Annotated in this window: 11 protein-coding genes and 1 tRNA gene; all 12 read left to right on the top strand. The window is 41.8% G+C overall.

The features are described 5' to 3' along the window. The first annotated feature begins 80 nt into the window (after positions 1-80). Positions 81-154, top strand: a tRNA-Gly gene (locus NQ117_RS11730). 210 nt (positions 155-364) lie between these two features. Then, on the top strand, positions 365-3,157 hold the full coding sequence (gene ppc / locus NQ117_RS11725; RefSeq protein WP_258278110.1) for a phosphoenolpyruvate carboxylase: 2,793 nt from the start codon (positions 365-367) through the stop codon (positions 3,155-3,157). A 216-nt stretch (positions 3,158-3,373) separates the two neighbouring features. Then, positions 3,374-3,940, top strand: coding sequence for an RNA polymerase sigma factor SigW (gene sigW, locus NQ117_RS11720; RefSeq protein WP_144986256.1), 567 nt, complete (start codon positions 3,374-3,376; stop codon positions 3,938-3,940). Between the two features lie 144 nt (positions 3,941-4,084). Further along, complete coding sequence (locus NQ117_RS11715; protein ID WP_258278109.1) at positions 4,085-4,702, top strand: anti-sigma factor; 618 nt, start codon at positions 4,085-4,087, stop codon at positions 4,700-4,702. Between the two features lie 180 nt (positions 4,703-4,882). Further along, positions 4,883-5,707, top strand: a complete 825-nt coding sequence (gene cdaA / locus NQ117_RS11710) for a diadenylate cyclase CdaA (protein ID WP_258278108.1) — start codon at positions 4,883-4,885, stop codon at positions 5,705-5,707. Further along, positions 5,700-7,151: a CdaR family protein gene (locus NQ117_RS11705; protein WP_258278107.1), complete on the top strand. Its 1,452-nt coding sequence runs from the start codon at positions 5,700-5,702 to the stop codon at positions 7,149-7,151. The genes cdaA and NQ117_RS11705 overlap by 8 nt, the downstream gene beginning before the upstream one ends. A gap of 177 nt (positions 7,152-7,328) precedes the next feature. Next, the gene (gene glmM, locus NQ117_RS11700) at positions 7,329-8,669 is read left to right on the top strand and encodes a phosphoglucosamine mutase (RefSeq protein WP_258278239.1); all 1,341 of its coding nucleotides are present in this window, start codon (positions 7,329-7,331) and stop codon (positions 8,667-8,669) included. Positions 8,670-9,653: 984 nt separating this feature from the next. Further along, a complete protein-coding gene (gene glmS, locus NQ117_RS11695) occupies positions 9,654-11,489 on the top strand; it encodes a glutamine--fructose-6-phosphate transaminase (isomerizing) (protein ID WP_258278106.1) in 1,836 nt (611 codons plus the stop codon). A gap of 680 nt (positions 11,490-12,169) precedes the next feature. Continuing rightward, positions 12,170-13,672 carry a TIGR02677 family protein gene (locus NQ117_RS11690; RefSeq protein WP_258278105.1) on the top strand — a complete coding sequence of 501 codons (1,503 nt, stop codon included), beginning with the start codon at positions 12,170-12,172 and terminating at the stop codon, positions 13,670-13,672. Beyond that, on the top strand, positions 13,665-14,873 hold the full coding sequence (locus NQ117_RS11685) for a TIGR02678 family protein (protein ID WP_258278104.1): 1,209 nt from the start codon (positions 13,665-13,667) through the stop codon (positions 14,871-14,873). The genes NQ117_RS11690 and NQ117_RS11685 overlap by 8 nt, the downstream gene beginning before the upstream one ends. Continuing rightward, entirely contained in the window at positions 14,839-18,864 is a 4,026-nt protein-coding gene (locus tag NQ117_RS11680; RefSeq protein ID WP_258278103.1) for a TIGR02680 family protein, read from the top strand. The genes NQ117_RS11685 and NQ117_RS11680 overlap by 35 nt, the downstream gene beginning before the upstream one ends. Before the next feature lie 414 nt (positions 18,865-19,278). Next, on the top strand, positions 19,279-21,399 hold the full coding sequence (locus NQ117_RS11675; protein WP_258278102.1) for a protein kinase domain-containing protein: 2,121 nt from the start codon (positions 19,279-19,281) through the stop codon (positions 21,397-21,399). The last annotated feature ends 68 nt before the right edge of the window (positions 21,400-21,467 follow it).

Raw genomic sequence — 21,467 nt, 5'->3', positions numbered from 1 at the left:
GGATGTAGCTCAGCTTGGTAGAGCACTTGGTTTGGGACCAAGGGGTCGCATGTTCAAATCGTGTCATCCCGACCAGTTATGCGGGTGTAGTTCAATGGTAGAACTTTAGCCTTCCAAGCTAATAGCGTGGGTTCGATTCCCATCACCCGCTCCATTAATCTTATATAACACAGAGACCACAGACCTTCAGAAGAGGTCTTTTTTTGTATATAGACCTATACCTAAATACATAATAATCAAAAAAAATTTAGGCTGTTAATGTGGTAAAGCAGAATTTAGCTAAAGATTTTCATTACAACTTGTAGTATGATGGTAAGAACATTTAGAAAGTTAGAAAATGGTTGGAGTGGATAGGGGGAGACGGATGACTGATTTAACGTTGACCGCAAATAAAACAAATTCAAACAATCTCTTGCGGCGGGACGTACGCTTTTTGGGGAATATTCTTGGAGAAGTACTCGTCCATCAAGGTGGGCAAGAACTTCTTGATATTGTTGAGAAGATTCGAGAACTAAGTAAATCTCTTCGTGCTGTATACTTGCCAGAATTATATGATGAATTCAAACAGTTAATCAACACGTTAAACCCGGATAATCGTCATCAGGTTATTAGAGCTTTCGCGATATACTTCCAATTGGTGAATATTGCTGAACAGAATCACCGTATTCGCCGTAAGCGTGATTACGAACGGTCTGCAGGTGAGACTGTACAGCCCGGCTCAATTGAGAGCGTTATTTTAGAAATGAAAGAAAATCAAATATCAGAAGATGAACTGCAAACCATGCTGTCAGGAATGTCGTTGGAATTGGTTATGACGGCACACCCAACAGAAGCAATGCGTCGTGCCATCCTAGATATTCATAAGCGAATTGCAAAAGATGTCATGCAGCTTGATAATCCGACATTAACACATCGCGAGCGTGAACAGCTTAGAGAGAAATTGTTGAATGAGATTATTACACTGTGGCAAACAGACGAATTGCGCGATCGTAAACCTACTGTAATTGATGAAGTACGTAACGGTATGTATTACTTCAATGAAACACTCTTTGATGTTCTACCTGAAGTATATGCAGAATTAGAACGTTGCCTAGATAAATACTATCCTACGCAGTCCTGGCATGTACCTACTTATTTACGTTTTGGTTCATGGATTGGCGGCGATAGAGATGGAAACCCTTCCGTAACGTCTACGGTTACATGGGAAACGATGAAAATGCATCGTGGGCTGGCGATTCGCCAGTATGATCAGCGTCTGCGTGATTTAATGCGCACGATGAGTTTTAGTACTAGTATTGTAGATGTTAGTAAAGAGCTGCTTGATTCCATCGAACTGGACCGCAGCAATGTTGTTTTGAAGAATGTGCCTGAATGGAACAATCCGAAAGAACCGTATCGGGTTAAGATCATCTACATGCTTCAGAAGCTCCATAATGTTATGGAAGAGACAACGAAGGGTACTAGTGAGCGCTATCAAATGGCGTCTGAATTTATTCAGGATTTAAAGCTGATTGATAACAGTCTTCGTCACCACTTTGCTGATTATGCTGCAGATACGCATATTAAGAAGCTTATTCGCCAAGTTGAGCTATTTGGCTTCCATATGGCCACACTAGATATTCGTCAGCATAGTAAAGAGCATGAAAATGCTATGACTGAAATTTTGTCGAATATGAACATTGTTGAGGATTATAGCGCACTAGCTGAGCAAGACAAGATTGAACTTCTTAACCGCTTGCTAAATGATCCTAGGCCTTTAACTTCTCCATATATTAGCTACAGTGAGTCGACAAAGGAATGTTTGGATGTTTACCGAATTGTACATGAAGCTCAGCTTGAGTTCGGTCATTCCTGCATTACAAGCTACCTAATTAGTATGGCTCAAGGTGCTAGTGATGTACTTGAAGTTATGTTACTTGCAAAAGAAGTTGGATTGTTCCGTGAAGAAGCGAATGGTGATGTACGTTGTACATTGCAAGCGGTGCCTCTTTTCGAAACAATTGATGATTTGCATGCAGCTCCTCAAATTATGAGTCAGTTGTTTGAGCTTCCTATTTATCGTAAAGCAGTTAGCGCGATGAACGACTTGCAGGAAATCATGCTAGGCTATTCTGACAGTAATAAGGATGGCGGTATGTTGACTGCAAACTGGGAGCTTCGTGTTGCACTGAATGAGCTAACGGATACTGCGAAAGAACACCAAGTGAAGCTGAAGTTCTTCCACGGACGTGGAGGTGCACTTGGTCGTGGTGGTATGCCGTTGAACCGTAGTATATTGAACCAACCGCCTCATACGATTGGCGGCGGTATTAAAATAACAGAGCAAGGTGAGGTACTGTCCTCACGTTATTCTATGCAGGGAATTGCGTATCGTTCGTTGGAGCAAGCAACGTCTGCTTTGCTGCAAGGGGCTATGCTGGCTCGTTATCCACAAGTTAATGTGGAGGAAGAGAAATGGGAGATGTTGATGCCGAGCATTTCAGAAACGGCGCAGAAGAAGTATCAGGATCTGATCTTCCGTGATCCAGGATTCTTAACCTATTTCAAAGAGTCTACTCCGCTTCCTGAGATCGGTGAGCTGAATATCGGTTCACGCCCATCGAAGCGTAAAAATAGCGATCGTTTCGAGGATTTGCGTGCAATACCTTGGGTATTTGCTTGGACACAAAGTCGTTATTTGCTGCCTGCATGGTATGCGGCTGGTACGGCATTGGATAAGTTCTACAACAATAATCCAGAAAATATGGCTACAATGCGTAATATGTATGAGAACTATCCGTTCTTCGCGTCCATGATCGATAACCTTCAGATGGCACTGGCTAAAGCTGACCTACTTATCGCAAAGGGATATGCGAGCATGATTACAGACGATAGTATACGCGAGCGTATTTTTGCATTGGTGGAAGAGGAATATAAGTTAACATCAAAAATGCTGTTAGAGATTACAGGGCAACGCGAAATATTGGACAATGTGCCAGTCATTCAGGAGTCCATTCGCTTACGTAACCCATATGTTGATCCTCTCAGCTATATGCAAGTTGAATTATTGACAGAATTACGCGCTTTGCGTGAATCTGGTGAAGATGATCCGCTATTGCTGCGCGAAGTGCTGCTCACCATTAACGGAATTGCATCAGGTCTTCGCAATACAGGTTAATATTATAGCTAATTCGGTTCACCTTTCCATGCGAGAGTGTATGCAGAAATACATGCAACCATGGGTAAGGAATGGTACGGTGGTCGAGTCTTGTTACAGCAAGGCTCGGCCTTTCCTGTGTTACTTTGCAGGGATTTATGCCTTAAGCTCCGTCATATTCCTAATAAGGATTTTAACCGATATAGCAACACGAGTAGTGAGGACGGAGGGACACTGTTGGATACGTTAGAAAGACGACTCGCGAAGTTAGCCCGGGCGGGAGACACACGAGCGTTTGCCGAAATTGTCGAACTGTATAAAGACAAAATCTTTCACCTCGCATACCGTATGTTGAGTAACCGACACGAAGCGGAAGATATTGTGCAGGATACTTTCCTGCGCGTATACCGTAACTTAGAACGATATGACGAGAATCAGAAATTCTCGACTTGGATATACCGTATAGGGACGAACCTTTGTATTGACCGGCTGCGTAAACGTAAGCCGAGTTATTCGCTTGATGCGGAAATGACGGATCAAGACGGTGTAGATGGTTATGCTATGATCCCAAGTGATGATCGTACACCAGAGACGTATTTGCTTGTCAGTGAGACGCAGAGAATGATACATGAAGCGATAGAGACGCTTCCGGCCAAATACAAGTCAGTTATGATTCTACGGTACTTGCAGGACATGTCTCTGCAAGAGATTAGCGATGTAATGGATATGCCGGTTACAACGATCAAAACCCGTGTGCATCGTGGACGTGAATTTTTGAGAAAGAAATTGGAAAAGAAAATTTAATAGCTAGCTTAAGAAAGTTTGAAACGATTTTTGGAACGTAACGTATCGTATATTGTTACGAAAACATTAAGTAATGGGTTTAATCCGTATGATCGGACAAGAGCTGCTTACTCTCTCAAGAACCCTAAGAAAGGATTGGCTCAGATGGATTGCAAACAAGCCGTCTCATTGATGCATGATTTACTGGATGAAGACTTGGAGCGACAGTGTGCCTTGGACCTAAAAGCGCATATGCTTGCATGTCCGGCTTGCCGTGAGCGTTTCCGCCAGTTAGAAGAAGCGGAAAGGCTGCTTTACGGATTCAATCATCGTTTGCAGCCGCCGTCGGAAGATTTGACTGAGCGGATTATGGTTGCGATTCCACGGCCGCAGCGTAAGCAGAGTCCAATGATTGCTTGGGTGAAACGTCATCCTGCCATCACAGTAGCAGCTGTTTTCTTCCTCGTTATGACGACGAGCTGGTTAAGCATGTGGAATGCTGACAAGCAGTTAGTAGTCAAAGGCGATCAAATGAATATTATTATTCAAGATGACAAAGTCATTGTGCCTAGTGGTCAAGTTGTTAATGGAGATTTGACGATTCATAATGGCAAGGCGGAAGTTCATGGCGAAGTCAAAGGTAACCTAACGGTTGTTGACGGACAGGTATATCAAGCGTCAACGGCACATATCTCAGGATCGGTTCAAAAGATTGATGAGGCATTTGATTGGATTTGGTACCAGATAAATAGCCTGTTCGGCAGTTCGGCAGTAGCGCCGTAGTCTGACGACATCTCGATCGATAAACTAGCTCTCCCGTGCATATGTCCGCGGGGGAGTTTTTTTTATATGTAAGGTGAAAATGTACATATTCTTGAAGGAACTTTGTAATCTGTTGCAGAAAAGGATATAGTTAAGCTAAATAGAGAAGGATTATCTTATTAGGGTCTCGGGGGTACCTTCATGGATTTTTTTGCTGAAATTGAATGGACGAATACGATTAAGAATATACTCGATATTTTAATCGTGAGTTACATCATATATAAATTACTGGTGCTCATTAGAGGCACACGAGCAGTACAACTGATTAAAGGCATATTTGTGCTAGTTGTTACATGGGCGGCTAGTACATGGCTTAATTTGTATACGCTGAAATGGCTAATGAACCAGATGTTCACATTCGGGGTGTTGGCACTTGTTATCATTTTCCAGCCTGAATTGCGTCGTGCATTGGAGCAGCTTGGTCGAGGGAAGTTTTTTAGCGGTCGCTCTAATACGGAAGAAGATGAGACAGGACGTGTCATTGGAGAACTGATTAAAGCCATTAACTATATGTCTCGTCGAAAAATAGGGGCATTAATTGTATTTGAACGAAGCACAGGACTAAATGAGTATGTGGAGTCAGGCATTCCGATGGATTCGAGGATCAGTTCTGAGCTGCTTATTAATATTTTCAGTCCAAATACACCGCTTCATGATGGAGCTGTCATTATTCAGAATAGCAATATCGCGGCGGCGGCTTGTTATTTGCCATTGTCAGAAAATCCGTTCATTAGCAAAGAACTTGGTACAAGGCATCGTGCTGCTATTGGAATTAGTGAAGTCTGCGATGCAATATCTGTCGTCGTTTCAGAGGAAACAGGGCAGGTATCATTGGCAATTAACGGTCAAGTTGTGCGTGATATTAAAGAGGAATCGCTCATTTCGAAACTATTTGAAGAGCTGAAGCCGGAAACGAAAAAGGAACGTCGTTTGTTCTGGAAGCGGAGAGGTGATCAGCGTGGATAAATGGTTAATGAACAATAACTCAGCCAAAATCATCGCGCTCGTCTTGGGCGTACTGTTGTTTGCTGTGGTGCACCATAATGAAGATAGTGCAAATGAAGTTACACACCCTCTTTTGGAAACGCGTGTTATCGATGGGGTGAAGCTGCAAGAGAAAGGTTTGGCAAGCAATCTTGTACTTAAAGGAATAACGCCAAATACGGTCAGTGTCAAAGTAAGCGGCAAGACAGCAGCTGTTGCGGCAGCTCTTGCCGAAGAATATAAAGTTGTTGTCGATGTTACTGGCTATGGAGCGGGCAAACATATTATTCCGTTACGATATGATTTTCCAGATGGAGTAAGAGTAGATAGCTTGCAGCCTTCGATGGTTACGGTTGTCCTCGAAGAGGTGCAAACGAAACAAGTTGATGTTGTAATAAAAACAGAGGGGATACCTAAAGAAGGATACACAGCAGGCACGCCAATTGTAACTCCATCTAACCGTGTACATGTGTCACTGCCTACATCACGTATGACAGAGGTGAAGTCTGTCATTGGTATGGTGAATATTGCTCAGGCTAGTGAGTCCGTCAAGCAGCAGCAAGTGAAGCTGACTGCTTACGATGGAGCGGGAAATGAAATTAAAGATGCGGTGATTACTCCCTCTGTCGTAGAGGTAGAAGTGCCGATAACAAAGCCTTTTAAAACGGTACCGCTGCAAGTAAACTTTAAAGGTCAATTGCCTGAAGGCTTATCCGTTGCTCAAGTGACACCTAGTGTGAATCAAGTAACCTTATATGGGCCGCAAGCAGAATTAGATAAAATTGAGTTCTATGATCAGGCTGTCATCGATTTAGGTGATATTAAGGCCAGCGGGCAGTATACCGTAAGTGTAAAGTTGACTGTGCCACCAAACATTGAGAAAATGGAACCTAGCGAGATTCAGGTAAATGTCGTAATATCGGAAGAGAAAGTTAGGACATTGAAAAATATCCCAATCACGCTAACAGGTGTCAATGATCGTTTAGTAACGACAATAACAGAGCCAGCATCAAGGTCTTTTGATATTACGGTTGTAGGCTCGCCAGCTGTTGTCAATGCGATGCAAGCAAGTGATATCCAATTAATAGCGAATGTGAATGATCTGCCGCAGGGTAATCATGTAGTTACCCTTCAAGTGAATTTGCCGCGGTTCGTTAAGTTGGCAAAATCCGAGCAGTTTACAGCTAAGGTTACGATACAGGAAAAGGGATCATCTACAGGTACAGGTACGAATTCTAAACCTAATCCTGTACCTAACCCAGGGCCTGAAGTAGAAACAGATGCGGGTGTGGATCAGCAAACTCCTGATCCAACGCCAAATGAGAATTCGACAACAGATCCGCAGGACGGGACGAATGGTTCGTCGGAAAGTCCGAATGCGGGAACGGATTCACCAGAGGCTCCAGCTACAGATGGGACAAGCTGATCACATTTTATAATGAATAGCCATATAAGCTATTCATTGGATGCTTATTAGTGTATACCTGTAAACCATTTGCAACATAGATAAAGAGAACAGATTGCAGATAACACTATGACACATATTTGCGTATACAGAAATAAAATTAATCAATGGGATATAATCGAAGGGAACGAGACGAAAATGGGGAAATATTTTGGTACGGACGGTGTCCGCGGAGTAGCAAATCAACAATTAACAGCAGAATTGGCATATAAAATTGGACGCTGCGGCGGATATGTATTGACGAAAGAAGTATCGAAGCCACGTGTGCTTATCGGAATGGATACACGCGTATCAGGACGTATGCTTGAAGCGTCTCTAACTGCGGGAATGCTTTCGATTGGTGCAGACGTTGTACAAGTAGGTGTCGTATCGACACCTGCAGTTGCTTATTTGACGAAGGAACTAGGATTTGACGCAGGGGTTATGATTTCTGCTTCTCACAATCCTGTAGAAGATAACGGAATTAAGTTCTTTGGCCGTGATGGCTTTAAGCTGCTTGATGAGACAGAGAACGAAATTGAAGCACTTATGGATGCGGCTGTAGACGAGCTTCCTCGCCCGATTGGCGCAGACTTGGGCACGATTTCTGTAGATACAGAATTGAAGTGGAAGTATGTCGATTTCTTGAAAACGACAGTTAAGAACTCTTTCGCTGGCAAGCGCATCGTATTGGATGGCGCGAATGGTGCAGCGTTCGAACTAGCACCGAAGATCTTCCGTGATCTTGGCGCTGAAGTAATCGCGATTGCTTGTGAGCCTAACGGCTTGAACATTAACGCGGATTGCGGCTCTACACATCCAGAGAAGCTGCGCGAAGAAGTATTGCGTCAACAAGCGGATCTAGGATTGGCTTTTGATGGCGATGCGGATCGTCTTATTGCTGTCGATGAGACAGGTGAAGAAGTTGACGGCGACTTTATTTTGCTCATCTGCGGCGAAGCTATGAACCGTGAAGGGCGTTTGAACAACGGTACAATCGTATCGACAGTTATGAGCAACATCGGCTTCTATAAGGCAGCAGAGAAGCTTGGTTTGCAAACGGCGAAAACAGGTGTGGGTGACCGCTACGTAATGGAAGAAATGCGTCGTGGCTCTTTTAACCTAGGTGGAGAGCAGTCCGGCCACGTTATTTTCCTTGATTACATCACTACTGGTGACGGTATGCTGTCAGCGATTCAGCTTGTCGATACGCTTGTAGGAAGCGGGAAGAAACTTTCTGAGGCGAAGGCTCTTATGCGCAAATATCCGCAAGTGCTCGTCAATGTACGTGTACAGGATAAGAGCAAGTATGAAGGCAACGCTGCTATCCTAGAAGCAGTAGCAGCTGTTGAAGCTGAGCTTGGCGATAATGGCCGTGTATTGGTACGTCCGTCCGGGACAGAGTCTCTTATCCGTGTTATGGCGGAAGGGCCTGAAGAGGGCTTGGTAGAAGCTTATGTGAAGCGTATTGCAGATGTTGTTGAGCGTGAGCTTCAATAGTATGTGAAAGCTGAAGCGATAGCTATTTCAAATGCGATAGCAATAAAACAGAATAATGGCATCGTGCAGGCATTAGGTTAAAGCTATGATTGTAACGAGTAGATTTTTTGAACTCTACCGGTTGTGGTAGGCAGGATGCTTGAGAGTTCTTAAATAAGTGAATTAGTTGTAAATAAAAAATCGTTCTTTCTCGCTAAGCAACAGAAGCGGGGAGGAGCGGTTTTTTTGTGTATGTTGAAGGTATTTAGTTATTATATGTATGTATAATCATATTAAGTAGTAATTATATACAAATATCATAGCGTATATTGCAAATGAGTGCAGCAATGCATATAATTAAGAACATCTTCAATCTAAAGGTTATGGATAACGTCGAACATTGCCGTGTTCGTTTTATCTTTGAAATGCGATCTATAGGTTGAATACGTATTCAAAACAAGAAAGGCAGGGTAGTAAATTAATAAGGTAATACAAGCGCCAGCACTTGCAGCTATGGACGGCAGCAGCAGCAAGTGGACGAGGTGGAGGTGTTCGAACCTGTTCGGCGGGGACCTCCCGGTGTACCATCTGCATCGAAACGGTATAGCAGAAAACAACGAGGCAACTTGTTGGACAATGCGTATCGGTAAGATGGAACTTGAACTTTTACATTACTATTGATCTTATAAAATATAACGAGGTGGTCTGCCTCCTTACAGCATCGCACAACCGTAGACTGGACAATGGTTCAGCTTCTGCTCGTTGGTGCAAGAAAAGGTTCTCCCTGATCGACATGCTGCAAGAGGAAACTACCTTCTGGATGCAGTTGTCGGAACAGGTAGACCACAGCTTCTATGAATAGGTAAAGTCAATGTGTGACATTTACAGCCCTTGGACGGAATAAGGGTGTATATATCTATATAGCTGATAGTCCAACGAGTATGAAGGAACTTTCGTGCGCGGCGATGTCGAATGAGGCAGCCCCATAACGGAGGTTACCTATTTATGTGTGGTATTGTTGGATATATTGGAGCTCGTAATTCGCAGGAAGTATTGTTGGATGGATTAAGCAAGTTGGAGTATCGTGGTTATGACTCTGCGGGTATTGCTGTAACTACAGAGCAAGGTTTGCAAGTTCGTAAGTCTAAAGGCCGCTTGGCAGTATTAGCTTCTCAGTTGGAAGTGAGTCCACTACTAGGAGACGCTGGTATTGGTCATACGCGCTGGGCGACACATGGTAAGCCATCGGATGAGAACTCCCATCCACATACAGATGCGACGATGAAATTCTCTGTCGTGCACAACGGTATTATCGAGAATTATTTGGAGCTAAAAGAAGAGTTGATCGCGAAAGGCGTACAATTCTTGTCTGAGACAGATACAGAAGTTATCTCTCACTTGATTGCTCGCGAATACGATGGAGATATTGTGAAAGCTGTACAGCGTGCAATTCGTCATATGCGCGGTGCATTTGCACTTGGCGTGTTGACAGAGCATGAGCCAGATCGACTGGTTGCTGTACGCTGCGCAAGCCCACTTGTTATCGGTGTTGGCGAAGGCGAGAATTTTATCGGTTCTGATATACCAGCTATTTTACAATATACGCGACGCGTATATATTTTGAACGATAATGAAATGGCAGTCCTGACAAAGGACGCTGTCGAATTGATGACTGTCGAGGGCAATACTATTTCTCGGGAAATGATTGTTGTCGATTGGGATGCATTGACTGCAGAAAAGGACGGATTCGACCATTTCATGCTGAAAGAAATTTATGAGCAACCGAAGGCATATCGCGACACAATGCGCGGTCGTATGCTGGATGGGTTGGAAGGTGTCAAACTTCCTGAATTGAAAGTTTTGACTCCTGAGCGCTTGAAGGAAATTCGTAACGTTCACATTATTGCTTGTGGTACAGCTTATCATGCAGGATTAGTTGGCCGTACGTTGATTGAACGTGCAGTGAAGATCCCTGTTGAGAACGATGTTGCTTCTGAGTATCGCTATCGTGATCCGATCATTACGCCAGAGACGCTTGTTATCGTTGTTAGCCAATCTGGTGAGACAGCAGACACATTGGCTGCACTTCGCGAAGCGCAGAGATGTGGAGCGCCTGTATTGGCGATTACGAACGTTGTCGGCAGCTCAGTTGCACGTGAAGCAGACGATACGATCGTGACTTGGGCGGGACCAGAGATTGCAGTTGCTTCGACAAAAGCATATACGTCTCAGCTTATTGCTTTCATGCTGTTCAGCATATACTGGGCACAAGTTACAGGTCGTGCTGAAGCTGCTGAGCTTCGTCGAGAGCTTGCTGCAATCGAAGCATTGCCAGAGCAAGTTGAGAAGCTGCTTGAGCAAGCGACAGAAATGAAGCGTGTTGCTGAAGACATGGCGAAGCATGACAACTTGTTCTTCATCGGTCGTGGGGTTGACCATGCGGTTGTACAGGAAGGTTCCTTGAAGTTGAAGGAGATCTCCTATATTCACTCTGAAGCGTATGCAGCGGGTGAATTGAAGCATGGTACGTTGGCGTTGATCGAAGATAACGTTCCGGTTATTGCTTTGTTGACTCAACCAGCTCTTATTGAGAAAATGGTGAGCAACATTAAGGAAGTAAAAGCTCGCGGCGGTGTCGTTTACGCGATTACGGATGAGGCACATGCGGGGCTTGTAGGAAAAGAAACAGACGGTGTGTTCGTCATTCCGACTACACTTCCTCATTTGAGCCCGGCATTGTCGGTTGTGCCACTTCAGTTGATTGCTTACTATGCATCTCTTGCTCGTGGTAATGACGTTGATAAGCCGCGTAACTTGGCTAAGAGTGTAACGGTTGAATAGTATTGATGAGTCTCTGATAAAATTAGTTTTATGGCATTGAAATAAAGTTTGAGTTTGTAAAATAGACATTGAGAATATAGAGTGAAGTCGTAACATGCTTATCGTGTTGTGATGATCAACTGCCCTAGATGATGATATCTAGGGCAGTTTTTTATGTTTTTATATGTAATACACGCCGCAACTAAAATGCAACCGTAAGTTGACAATATGCAATTGTAGAGTGATAGAGTCTTGGGCTCACTTTCCATACAATATGGCTATCAAAATAAAGGGGTACGACTATGACATTAACAAAAAGCTTTATGAGTTAAGAAAATAAAAAGGACTTTCTCAAGAGATGTTTGCGGAAGTTGAGTACGTAAAACAAGCGATTGGTTTTAAAATGCGATCGTTTATTCTATCGATGTATTGATAAATGCATAAATGCCTTAACGCAATTGGATGGGAATATAGATCTATGGTTCCCAATCATTGTTCTTTTTATTGTAAGGCGGGTGCTAAACAAAGAGCAAGTAAACTTTCATAATCACTCATAGACAATTTTAATTATGGAGTAGTATTACCACATGTAGATTTGTTACACGAGATTAATTAGTGAAAAATATATGGAATATATTCCAATCTTATAGTTGTAAAAAGTATATAATAATAGAATAAGCAAATCTCCAAAGGAGAATATTATGAGTCTTTTTAATAGATTGGAGCAATTCACTTACTTGGTTGCACACCAACGGACCGATCGCTATCGTCCTATTGCCCGTGTTTTATACGAACATCATCGTACGTTTAGAAGCATGCTCACCATAGAAGATGTTTATAACGCTTTAAGACAAATGGATGAGTTTGTTGAACGGTTCCCCGACTACTCAATAGAGAACTTGGAGATGGACCTTGGTTCGATGAAAGAGTGGGGCAATATCGAGATATCGCAACAAGAAAATGCCAAATACGCGGCCTATGAAGATTTCAAGCGTAAGAAACATTTGATTCGAGCCACCGATGCACTCATAGATGTTGAAGAAATGATCGCAACGATGGAGCGACGAGCAAATCGAGTAAGGGGCTCACTAGAGAAGAATTTAGCGGCCCGTATTATAGAAGAGCTAGATCGCTTCAAAAGTGCAACGATGAAAGAGCCATCTGAATTATACAACCTTTGGAATGAAATCATGGGTCGGCATGATCGCTTGCGCATCGATACGTCGGATTACCTCTCCCATGTGAATAGCAGTGACATGGAAGCAGCCTATCTTTCTGATCGGTTCCTTGAGCATAAAAATAAATTTGTTAGCTATTTGGACGAATTTGTTCGCGATATTCAAAAACAGCAAGTTAGTATTTTAAAAAAACTGATGTCCATCCCCAAAGATTACTTAGAGGCTGTCATATATTTAATCGTGGATTACGAGATCAATCTTATACAGCTTCCTACCCTCAAAGACACGGATCAAGAAGAGCGCATGGAATTGCACAAAAGGCAGTGGCAATCGATGATTAATTGGTTTGCCAGTGAAAGCTCCCAGGAGGGCGGGTACTACTTTTTGATGGAGCAAACCAAAAACGCAATTAGCAAAGTTCTTCGTCTGTCTAGACAAGTAAGCGATCGGCTTTTCCACTATAGTAACCGAAAACATGATTACTTGCATCTTGCGAACCTATTTTTCAAAGCCAATGATGATGAAGATTGCAAAGAATTGTTTGGCTATATAAAGGGGATTGGTCCCGCCTCCCAAATCGTTATCACCGACATACAGACGTCAGACAGTGAAACCAAAACTATATGGGAGTTACCTGCAGAGCAGATCGAATTAATTCCCCGTAAAAAGAGAGAATTTGTTAAGCGAGTAAAATCGATACTACTTGAGGACCCACTCGAGTGTCAGCGAATTGAAATGGAACATAAAGAGCAAGAGGAAAGATTGCGAAGGGAATTGGAAGCGATCTCACTGAACGGCCGAATTCGAATACGAAACTTGAATGAAATCAGCCCCGGATTAAGGGATACTTTGTTGTACATGGAAACCGAAGGCTTACGCAATCATGATATTGCTTATCTGCCTGACGGACGTGAATTTCGTGCGTTTATTGCTAGTGAAGACCGCATTAAGATGAAGTGTACAGATGGAGAACTTACCATGGATGACATTGAAATAGTGTTAGAGGGTGGTGTTGCAGGTGAGTAACGCAGAATCCTTAAACGAAGAGATTCAAACCCTAATCTTTTTGCTCTGGTCCGAAGAGTGGATTTATAGGGAGCATAAGCCTGAATTATACTTTCGTATTCGAAGTCACGAGCACAAATTAAAAGCTGTTTTTCGGGAATGGTTTCATTATCCTTTCTACATGGGGGAAGGCTATGTTCGTTTGATCAAACGCCCCGAACGGAAAGTGCTCGATCCTAATCCTACGCACTCACTGAAATACCAAATGGATTTTGTTTTATATGCTTGTGTACTGGCGTTCATGGAAGAGAAGGGTGAGGATCAACAATTTGTACTACGCGAGTTGCTTGAAAGCATTAAAGCGTACTATCCTGGAGAGCCAGATACCATTTCGTGGTCTGATCATGGGGTTCGTACAAGTCTGATTCGCGTAATTAAAACGTTGGAACAAGAACGGCTTCTTCTTATGTTCGACCGAACCATTGACCAATTTCGAGACAACGAAGATTATGATTTACTCATGCAAGTCTCCAATGGGCTTAGGCATGCGATTCGTCAGACTCGTGGATCGTTATCTGAACATAGTAACATGAATTCGCTTAGAGAGGCGTTTCATCAAGAAGAAATTGAAGAAGGCATGATATGTGAACAGCAAATTTGGAGACGTTTATTTACGCAGGGCTGCCTGTTTTTATCTGAATTATCACAAGATGAAGTAATTTATGCAGAACGACACGGGCTTCGCATGCAGCAAAAGTTGGAAGAAGTGTTTCAAGGTGTGTTCCTAGAGCGATATGCCTCAACTTGGATTCTAGTCCATGACAAAATCAGAGAAGGGAAGAGCGTTTACCCTGCTTACAACACTCATTCCCATATCGTCACTGCGATAGGGACTCATTTACGTGATCGGCTTGAACAAGGTGAAAGTTGGTTGAATCACCGCGGCCATGTTGCGCTTCACGGCAAAGATGCCTTCGACCTTTTTGTTTCTGTTCGTAGGGAGAATCTGGAGCATTTAGCGAAATCCAGCTTGTCTGATCGAGCGCTATGGGAAGAAGTTGTCGACTATATGAAGCAACTAGGCATGTTGAAAGTAGTAAACGATGAATGGATCTTTAGTGATGCTTTAGGACGTGTGGCAGGTGAAATTGTAAACGCAGAAGTACCGCTAAAGGAGGACGTTAAGCGTGAACTGGAAACCGACCAGAATTGGTTATTTTAATATTTGGTATCATGCCGATACGGAAATTGAACTATCGGACGGAAAACTGTTTATTCGTGGTGATAATGCTAGCGGGAAGACGATAGCTTCGACTTTGATGTTGCCCCTGCTCCTTGATGGGAATTACACCCCTTCTCGCCTTGATCCTCAAAAGCGTACTGATCGCTTGCTGATTGACCTTCATCTTGGTGAAGAGGCGGTCAATCAAAAGAAAGACGGAAACGGCTACCTTTACATGGAATTTCGTAAGGGGGAGCAACTCATAACCATTGGTATGGGCCTTTCGGGCGTGCGTAAGTCAAGAGATTTAGCGACCTGGTATTTCATTGTGACAAATGGAAAGCAGATCGGGAAAGACTTGTTACTATACGACCAAACAAGGGATGGGAAGGCTCCACTTAATTATCGTGACTTCTGTGGCCGTTTCAAAGGATCATTCATTACGGAAGATAAAGCCGATTATGCGAAAGAGGTCAATCGGCTATTGTTCGGGTTTCAAAATATTCATACCTTTCATATGTATATCAAGCTATTAATTGAACTTCGGCCGCCGAAAATTAGCAAAGATGTTGGCCCTAGCATTATTAATACAAGTTTGACGGACGCGCTCCCAGAACTATCTGATAAAGATTTGGAGTCGCTAACGAATATTGTATCAAAAATTACTGAGCAAGAAGAACTCTTAGCAAAGACAACATCTGAAGTAGAAGCATTGAAAAAGCTGAGCGCGGCCTATGAAGCTTATCAATTTGCTCTGTTCTTCGAGTTCTCCGAGCATGTTTCTCGCTCCTCTCGATTGTTTGAAAATGAGCAAAGTCGCCTTGTCATAAAAGAAAATGATTTGCAGGAGATGACCCAAAGACAGGCGGAAGCGAAAGAGCGAATTGAAGAATCAGAGCAACAAATTACGGCGCTTGAAGTAACCGTTAACATGCTTAAAGAAACTCATCAGGATATCTTCAAGGCTGAAGAAAAGAAGCGAGGAGTGGAAAGTCAGTTTGGTGAAGTCAAAGACAGGTTGAGCCAAAAGGAGGCCCAACTCCGTAACTCCAAGACGGATGTTCACAAAAATGAACAAACCATCGAGGAGGCAGTTCGGAATGAACTTCAAATTAAGGATGAGATCCAAGGAATCCTCGATTACTTGACAGAGTATGAAAAGCTGATCAAGTTCGATTACCATGATCGTTATGTTAGTCAATTCTCTACAACGGCAGATCAGATCGGTTTAATTGTGGCGTGGAAAGAAGAAATTAATCGGCAAATTGCACGATTAAAAGAAATTGAAGAAAATCTACGGCGCTATCAAGAGCAAGAAGCGAAAACCATCCAAAAACGAATCGAGTTTGAAAACAAACTTGAGGCTTATAATGCTTCAATTGTAAAAATAGACTCGTTGTACAAGCAGCTTCAAAAGTCCAGAGTCGAGTTGTTCGAACGAATCGAAAGTTGGTCAGCTTATCACGGCCTATCAATTGAAGCACGAGAGTGGGAGGTGTTACAGGGAATTTTAAGTGATTTATATGAATATGGTGAAGATGAGGAAAAGTTCTATTCTTGGAAGCAAAATGTATTAGAGTCCCGGGAAGAACCATTTCGAATCCAAAAAAGGGAAGCAGAGTACCATGTTCAACGGCTAACTAGTGAAATCAAGAAAGTTCAAATCGAATATGAGCAGGCTCTGTCAGCGCCATTTGTAGAACCTCCTGAACAGAAAGAGGAGAGACTACAATGGAATTGCCTTGATGAGCTTCAAATCCCATATATTCGTTTTTTCGAAGCTGTCGAGTTCAAGGACGCCGTTTCGGACCATATCCGAAAAAGTGTCGAGTCCGTCATTCAACGTTCTGGACTGCTCCAAGCTGTTATTGTACCTAAGGAATATGAAGCAACGGCGAGTGGTCAAGCGGTTGTACTTCGCACACAAGCGCCGAAAAGCAAGCATCTAGGCGATCTGATGGAGCCTGTTCCTAGTGATAGAATTGATACAAAAACAATTGAGAGTGTCCTGCAGGGAATTTCAGTTGACGAACATCAAGAAGGGTACATCGGCGTGGATGGCGTTTTCCGTAGCGGATTCCTAGAAGGAATTGCGCCTAGATGCAGTGAGTCGTATGTCGGTCTTCGGGCTCGAGAGGAGGCTCGTCAGCGGCGCCTGCTTGCCCTTCGAGAGCAACTAGATGAGTTAGAACAGCATTTGTCGAATCAAAGCCGCGAACAACGCACGGCGAAGGCCGAGATAGACGAACTACACCGAACATGGATGAAGATCCCTTCTACACAAGAAATTAAGGACATTTATCGGGAGCAAGATGTAGAAAAGCGAAATGCTAAACATCGAGAGTCGGAAAAAGAGGAAGCATATACGCACTATGAGACCATTCGACGAGAAACTCTTAATGTTCGAAATCAAGTTATGCATTTAATTGGTGATATGGATCTCCCACTTCGCCTGGATGTTTGCAGCCATACCCTCGAACAATGCAGGAAATATAAAGATGAAATCATGGAATTAGGCAAGCTTGTAGAAAAACGAATGGAAGTGGAAGTGAGGATTTCCCAGACTAGGGGACATCTGGAATCTTTAGGGTCGATCGTAGAGGATTATCAAGAGGATTACGATGAATTATCGTACGAGCAAGCGAAGCTCGAAAAGACTATTCAGCGTTTGCAAGAAGCTATTGATTCAAACTCTGATGTGTTTAAACAGATTGAGAAAGCGAACCTGCAGCTTAACGACACTAAATTTGGTCAGCGACAAGCAGAAAAAGTATTTAACCAACTCACACCCCAAATCGAAAATGCAAAAAAAGAAGTTGAGAAAATCAAAACTGCTGTTTTACAAGCTTCGAAAAGAGAAAGCGTGTGGTTTAAACAATTTCGCAAGCTCCAAATAATAAAGAGTCCGTTTTCTTCTTATACGGCCGATCAAATATTAGAGCGGGGCAGTAAAAGTGCTGCAAAACGTGAAGAGGCACTTGAACACCTTTTGGAAGTAGAAAATACGGTGCGAGGCGATCTTGAAGACTACCGTTTACGTCGCCAACGCGAACAATCTTGGAACGAGGAAAGTGAAGTAAAAGAGGCAATAGGAAGAACTGATGTAGAGGCGCTAACTCGGTTAACCTCGTATTCCACGCTAATCCTGCAGAACAATAACGGGGTTCCATGTTCTCCGCTAGAGTTGCTTCAAGAATTGTCCGATATTGAGTTTAAATTAAAACAAAATATAGGGGATAAAGAAAAAAAACTATTTACAGATATTGTGATTAATGAGATCGGACGTACAATCCAAGCACGTATTTATGAAGCTGGACAATGGGTTAATGATGTAAACGATAGGTTCCATGAGTTCGAGGGACTTCGGATTCGGTTGGACTGGAATGCAAAGGATGCTATGGAAGACGATACACTCAAAACAAAACAGCTTGTGGATTTGTTAAGCCGTAACAGTAGATTCATTGATCCTGCAGATCTTGAAAAAGTTGCAGCTCACTTCCGTGCGCGTATCGAAGCTGTACAACAGCGAACAAAAAAAGAATTTAGAATGTCCAGGCTGGAGGCATACAAAGAGGTCTTGGATTACCGAAAATGGTTTATATTCGAAACGAGGGTCGATAAAGGTACAGGACCCGAAAAAGTCGGAAACCGCAATTTTGGGAGATACAGTAATGGTCAAAAAGCGATTATTTTGTATATGCCGTTGCTCGCGGCCATCGATGCAATCCTTACGAGTGCGTCAGATGCCGCACCAAGGTTAATTACACTTGATGAAGCATTTGCGGGAGTGGATTCAAGCAATAAAGAGAAAATGTTCAATATGATTCAAGACTTTGGCTTTGATTACATTATGAATTCGTATGATTTGTGGGGCTGCTATCGAAGTGTAAAATCACTTTCGATCGTCACAATTTTGCGGCAACCTTCTTCTCCGCATATGGGTTTTCGTCGTTATCACTGGAACGGAAAGCGGCAAGCCGAAGTGGAGTAAACAAATGGACTTCAATTAAGCCATATTTGAACTAAAAAGGATGGGCATTTTACTCGTCATCTTCAATTATTCGTTTCTTGTTATGAGAGCTATGGTTCGTTTAAAAAAGCTCGAGTTAAAGTTAAAGTCTGAAGAACACAGTTAAAGATTGTCTGTATAACTAGAATACAAATTTCTGTTAGCATTTGGGAAGATACGTGGTCCGAAAAAGCTTCAATAGTTACCGGCTTATTTTTGGATAACTTTAATCACTAAAAGGATGAAATAGAGGACACACAGAGCGTTGTAATTGTAATTGAATCTATAGAGCTATCATAATGCGTCAGTAAGTGAAGGATTTTATTCCATCTTGTTTCGAGTATCAAAAAATTGATATAGATCCATATGTAGGTATATTTTTAAGGGAGTGTATTTATGAAGTCTTCAGTAGAGGAACTCGCGGAAGTTTTTCGAAATGAGCGAGGATTTAGTGCTTTGTTTACACTTTTTCGGGATAAATACCGAAGTTATGGAAGAATTAGTAAGGGTACTAAAGTTGTCCTTAGCGATCTATCACCATACCAACTACAAACGTTAGAAGGTTTTTTTGGTGAGGTATACAGGAATGACAAGCCACTAACGATTACTGCTGCAAAATTTGAAAAAGCTATTATGAAAACAAAATATAAAGATTCATTTGAAGGTCTGGATATAAACGATCTTCTACAATTATACTTTTTGGGGAACTTAACGTCCAAAAGCGAAGATAAACACAGATTTGAAAAAAAGAAGGAACTGTTCTTTCAGTCTTTTTTGAGTCTATCTAAGGAGGAAAGTCCGTTTGATAGATTTGTTTCGTTCATATCAAACTATCAAAATGCACCATCTATTCATTTGATGTATAAAAATAAATCAAATTTACTTAGGCAATTACTTAACCTAGTGAAAAAAACTTTTGACAATTTACCTGTAGAAAATAATATGTTTTTACCTTTATTTTCCTACAAACTTACAGATGATTTTCATGCTTTAGCACCTAATTCGGATGGAGGCAAGATGATGTTGTTTGCACTACAAGTGTTAAATCACTTGGATAACGGAAATGACATCATTTTAAAACCTGATAAAGAACAGATTATACATATTTTATATGGGTACCGCATCATATTCTGTCCGTATTCAAATAGATTAGCCCGTCGTTTGTGGGCTTTAGAAAACCAAAATGGAGAAGAGCAAAAAAATCACCTAATTCCATTGAAAAAAATCGGATCAGGTGGGTTTGCTGAAGTTTACAGAGTTTTTGATTCAATTTCAAAAAAAGAAATGGCATGTAAAGTACTCTTTGAGAAGTCGGTATTCTTTCAAGATTATGGAAAGGAAGGGGAGGACTATTTACTCCGCTTTAAAAGAGAGGTCAGACTTTTAAGAGAAAGGATATCTCATGTTAATATTATTAAAGTTGACAAAATAAAGCTCGATAACGAGCCTGCTCTATTCACAATGCCTTTAGCGGAAACTTCTTTAGAGAAATGGCTAGAATTAAACCCTGCCGCATCAGAGGAAATTAAATTAAGTATATTTAAAGATATACTTTGCGGCGTATCTTATCTACATAGTTATAAAATAAGTCACAGAGATATAGCCCCACATAATATCTTGATATTTTCCAACAGTGACAAGACAAGATTGGCGAAAATTGCTGATTTTGGTTTAGCGAGAGATGACCAATCGCTTTCTTCAATCACAAGACATTCTAACATAGCATATGGAAGAGCTGCGTTTACTGCTCCAGAGCAAAAGAAAAGCTTGAAAAATGCAGATTCTCTGTCTGATATTTATTCGCTAGGTGCCATCATGTATTTCATATTTAGCGGAGAATCACCTGAGCAAGGATTCAGAACGCTTATTAAATATCAGCCTATTGTTGGAAAAGCAATGGAGGAGGATCGTTCTAAGAGGTACCAAACTGCCCTAGAATTAATGGATGATTTAAATAATAGTTTGGCTCAAAGTGATTATTTATTTGGCAGTTTAAAATCTTATGCATTCCAAGATTTCTTTTTCGATGTGGAGCACGTTTTAAAATGTCTATCTATAGTGAATATTGAAGAATCAAATGAAGTCGTTGAAAAATTCGTTAGACCATTCTTATCCATTCCCATTGATGTGCTTGAGGAATGTGCAAAGCATGAAACGGTAATGGTGCCATTTATACATATAGCAAAAGTGAACATTTACAGAGTGATAGAATGTAATGAAGAAGAGTGGGGTCGCCTTTCAGAGCATTTGAATGGAATTTATAAAATATCACAAAATCTAGCACTGCAAATATCTACTTTAAATTTGATATTAGTAATTGCACTAGAGAAGAAGAACCCTTTAGCTCAAGCTATATTGGTCGATATTATAGGTAATTTGACTGGTCAGGATAAATTATCTCAAGAAATAGCGAATATAATTGGGAAGGAATTTTTATCTTCTCATGACTTATTAATTAGTCTTTTGAGAAATACTCAATATCCATTCGATATACGTTTCGTTTTAGATGACTATTAAAGAACTAGCATATTCAGTGTTTTTGATTCGGGCGAATGTAGTAGGAGTGCCATGTATAGCCTAGATAT

The organism is Paenibacillus sp. SC116 (assembly GCF_024733555.1).
GTDB lineage: Bacteria > Bacillota > Bacilli > Paenibacillales > Paenibacillaceae > Paenibacillus_B.
The sequence above is the reverse complement of the archived record's forward strand: the minus strand, read 5'-3'. Positions and strand labels throughout refer to the sequence as shown.

Excerpts from the sequence above, each read along its gene's own strand:
- ppc (WP_258278110.1), top strand. The coding sequence starts at position 365 with ATGACTGATTTAACGTTGACCGCAAATAAAACAAATTCAAACAATCTC.
- NQ117_RS11715 (WP_258278109.1), top strand. The coding sequence starts at position 4,085 with ATGGATTGCAAACAAGCCGTCTCATTGATGCATGATTTACTGGATGAA.
- cdaA (WP_258278108.1), top strand. The coding sequence starts at position 4,883 with ATGGATTTTTTTGCTGAAATTGAATGGACGAATACGATTAAGAATATA.
- glmM (WP_258278239.1), top strand. The coding sequence starts at position 7,329 with ATGGGGAAATATTTTGGTACGGACGGTGTCCGCGGAGTAGCAAATCAA.
- glmS (WP_258278106.1), top strand. The coding sequence starts at position 9,654 with ATGTGTGGTATTGTTGGATATATTGGAGCTCGTAATTCGCAGGAAGTA.
- NQ117_RS11690 (WP_258278105.1), top strand. The coding sequence starts at position 12,170 with ATGAGTCTTTTTAATAGATTGGAGCAATTCACTTACTTGGTTGCACAC.
- NQ117_RS11675 (WP_258278102.1), top strand. The coding sequence starts at position 19,279 with ATGAAGTCTTCAGTAGAGGAACTCGCGGAAGTTTTTCGAAATGAGCGA.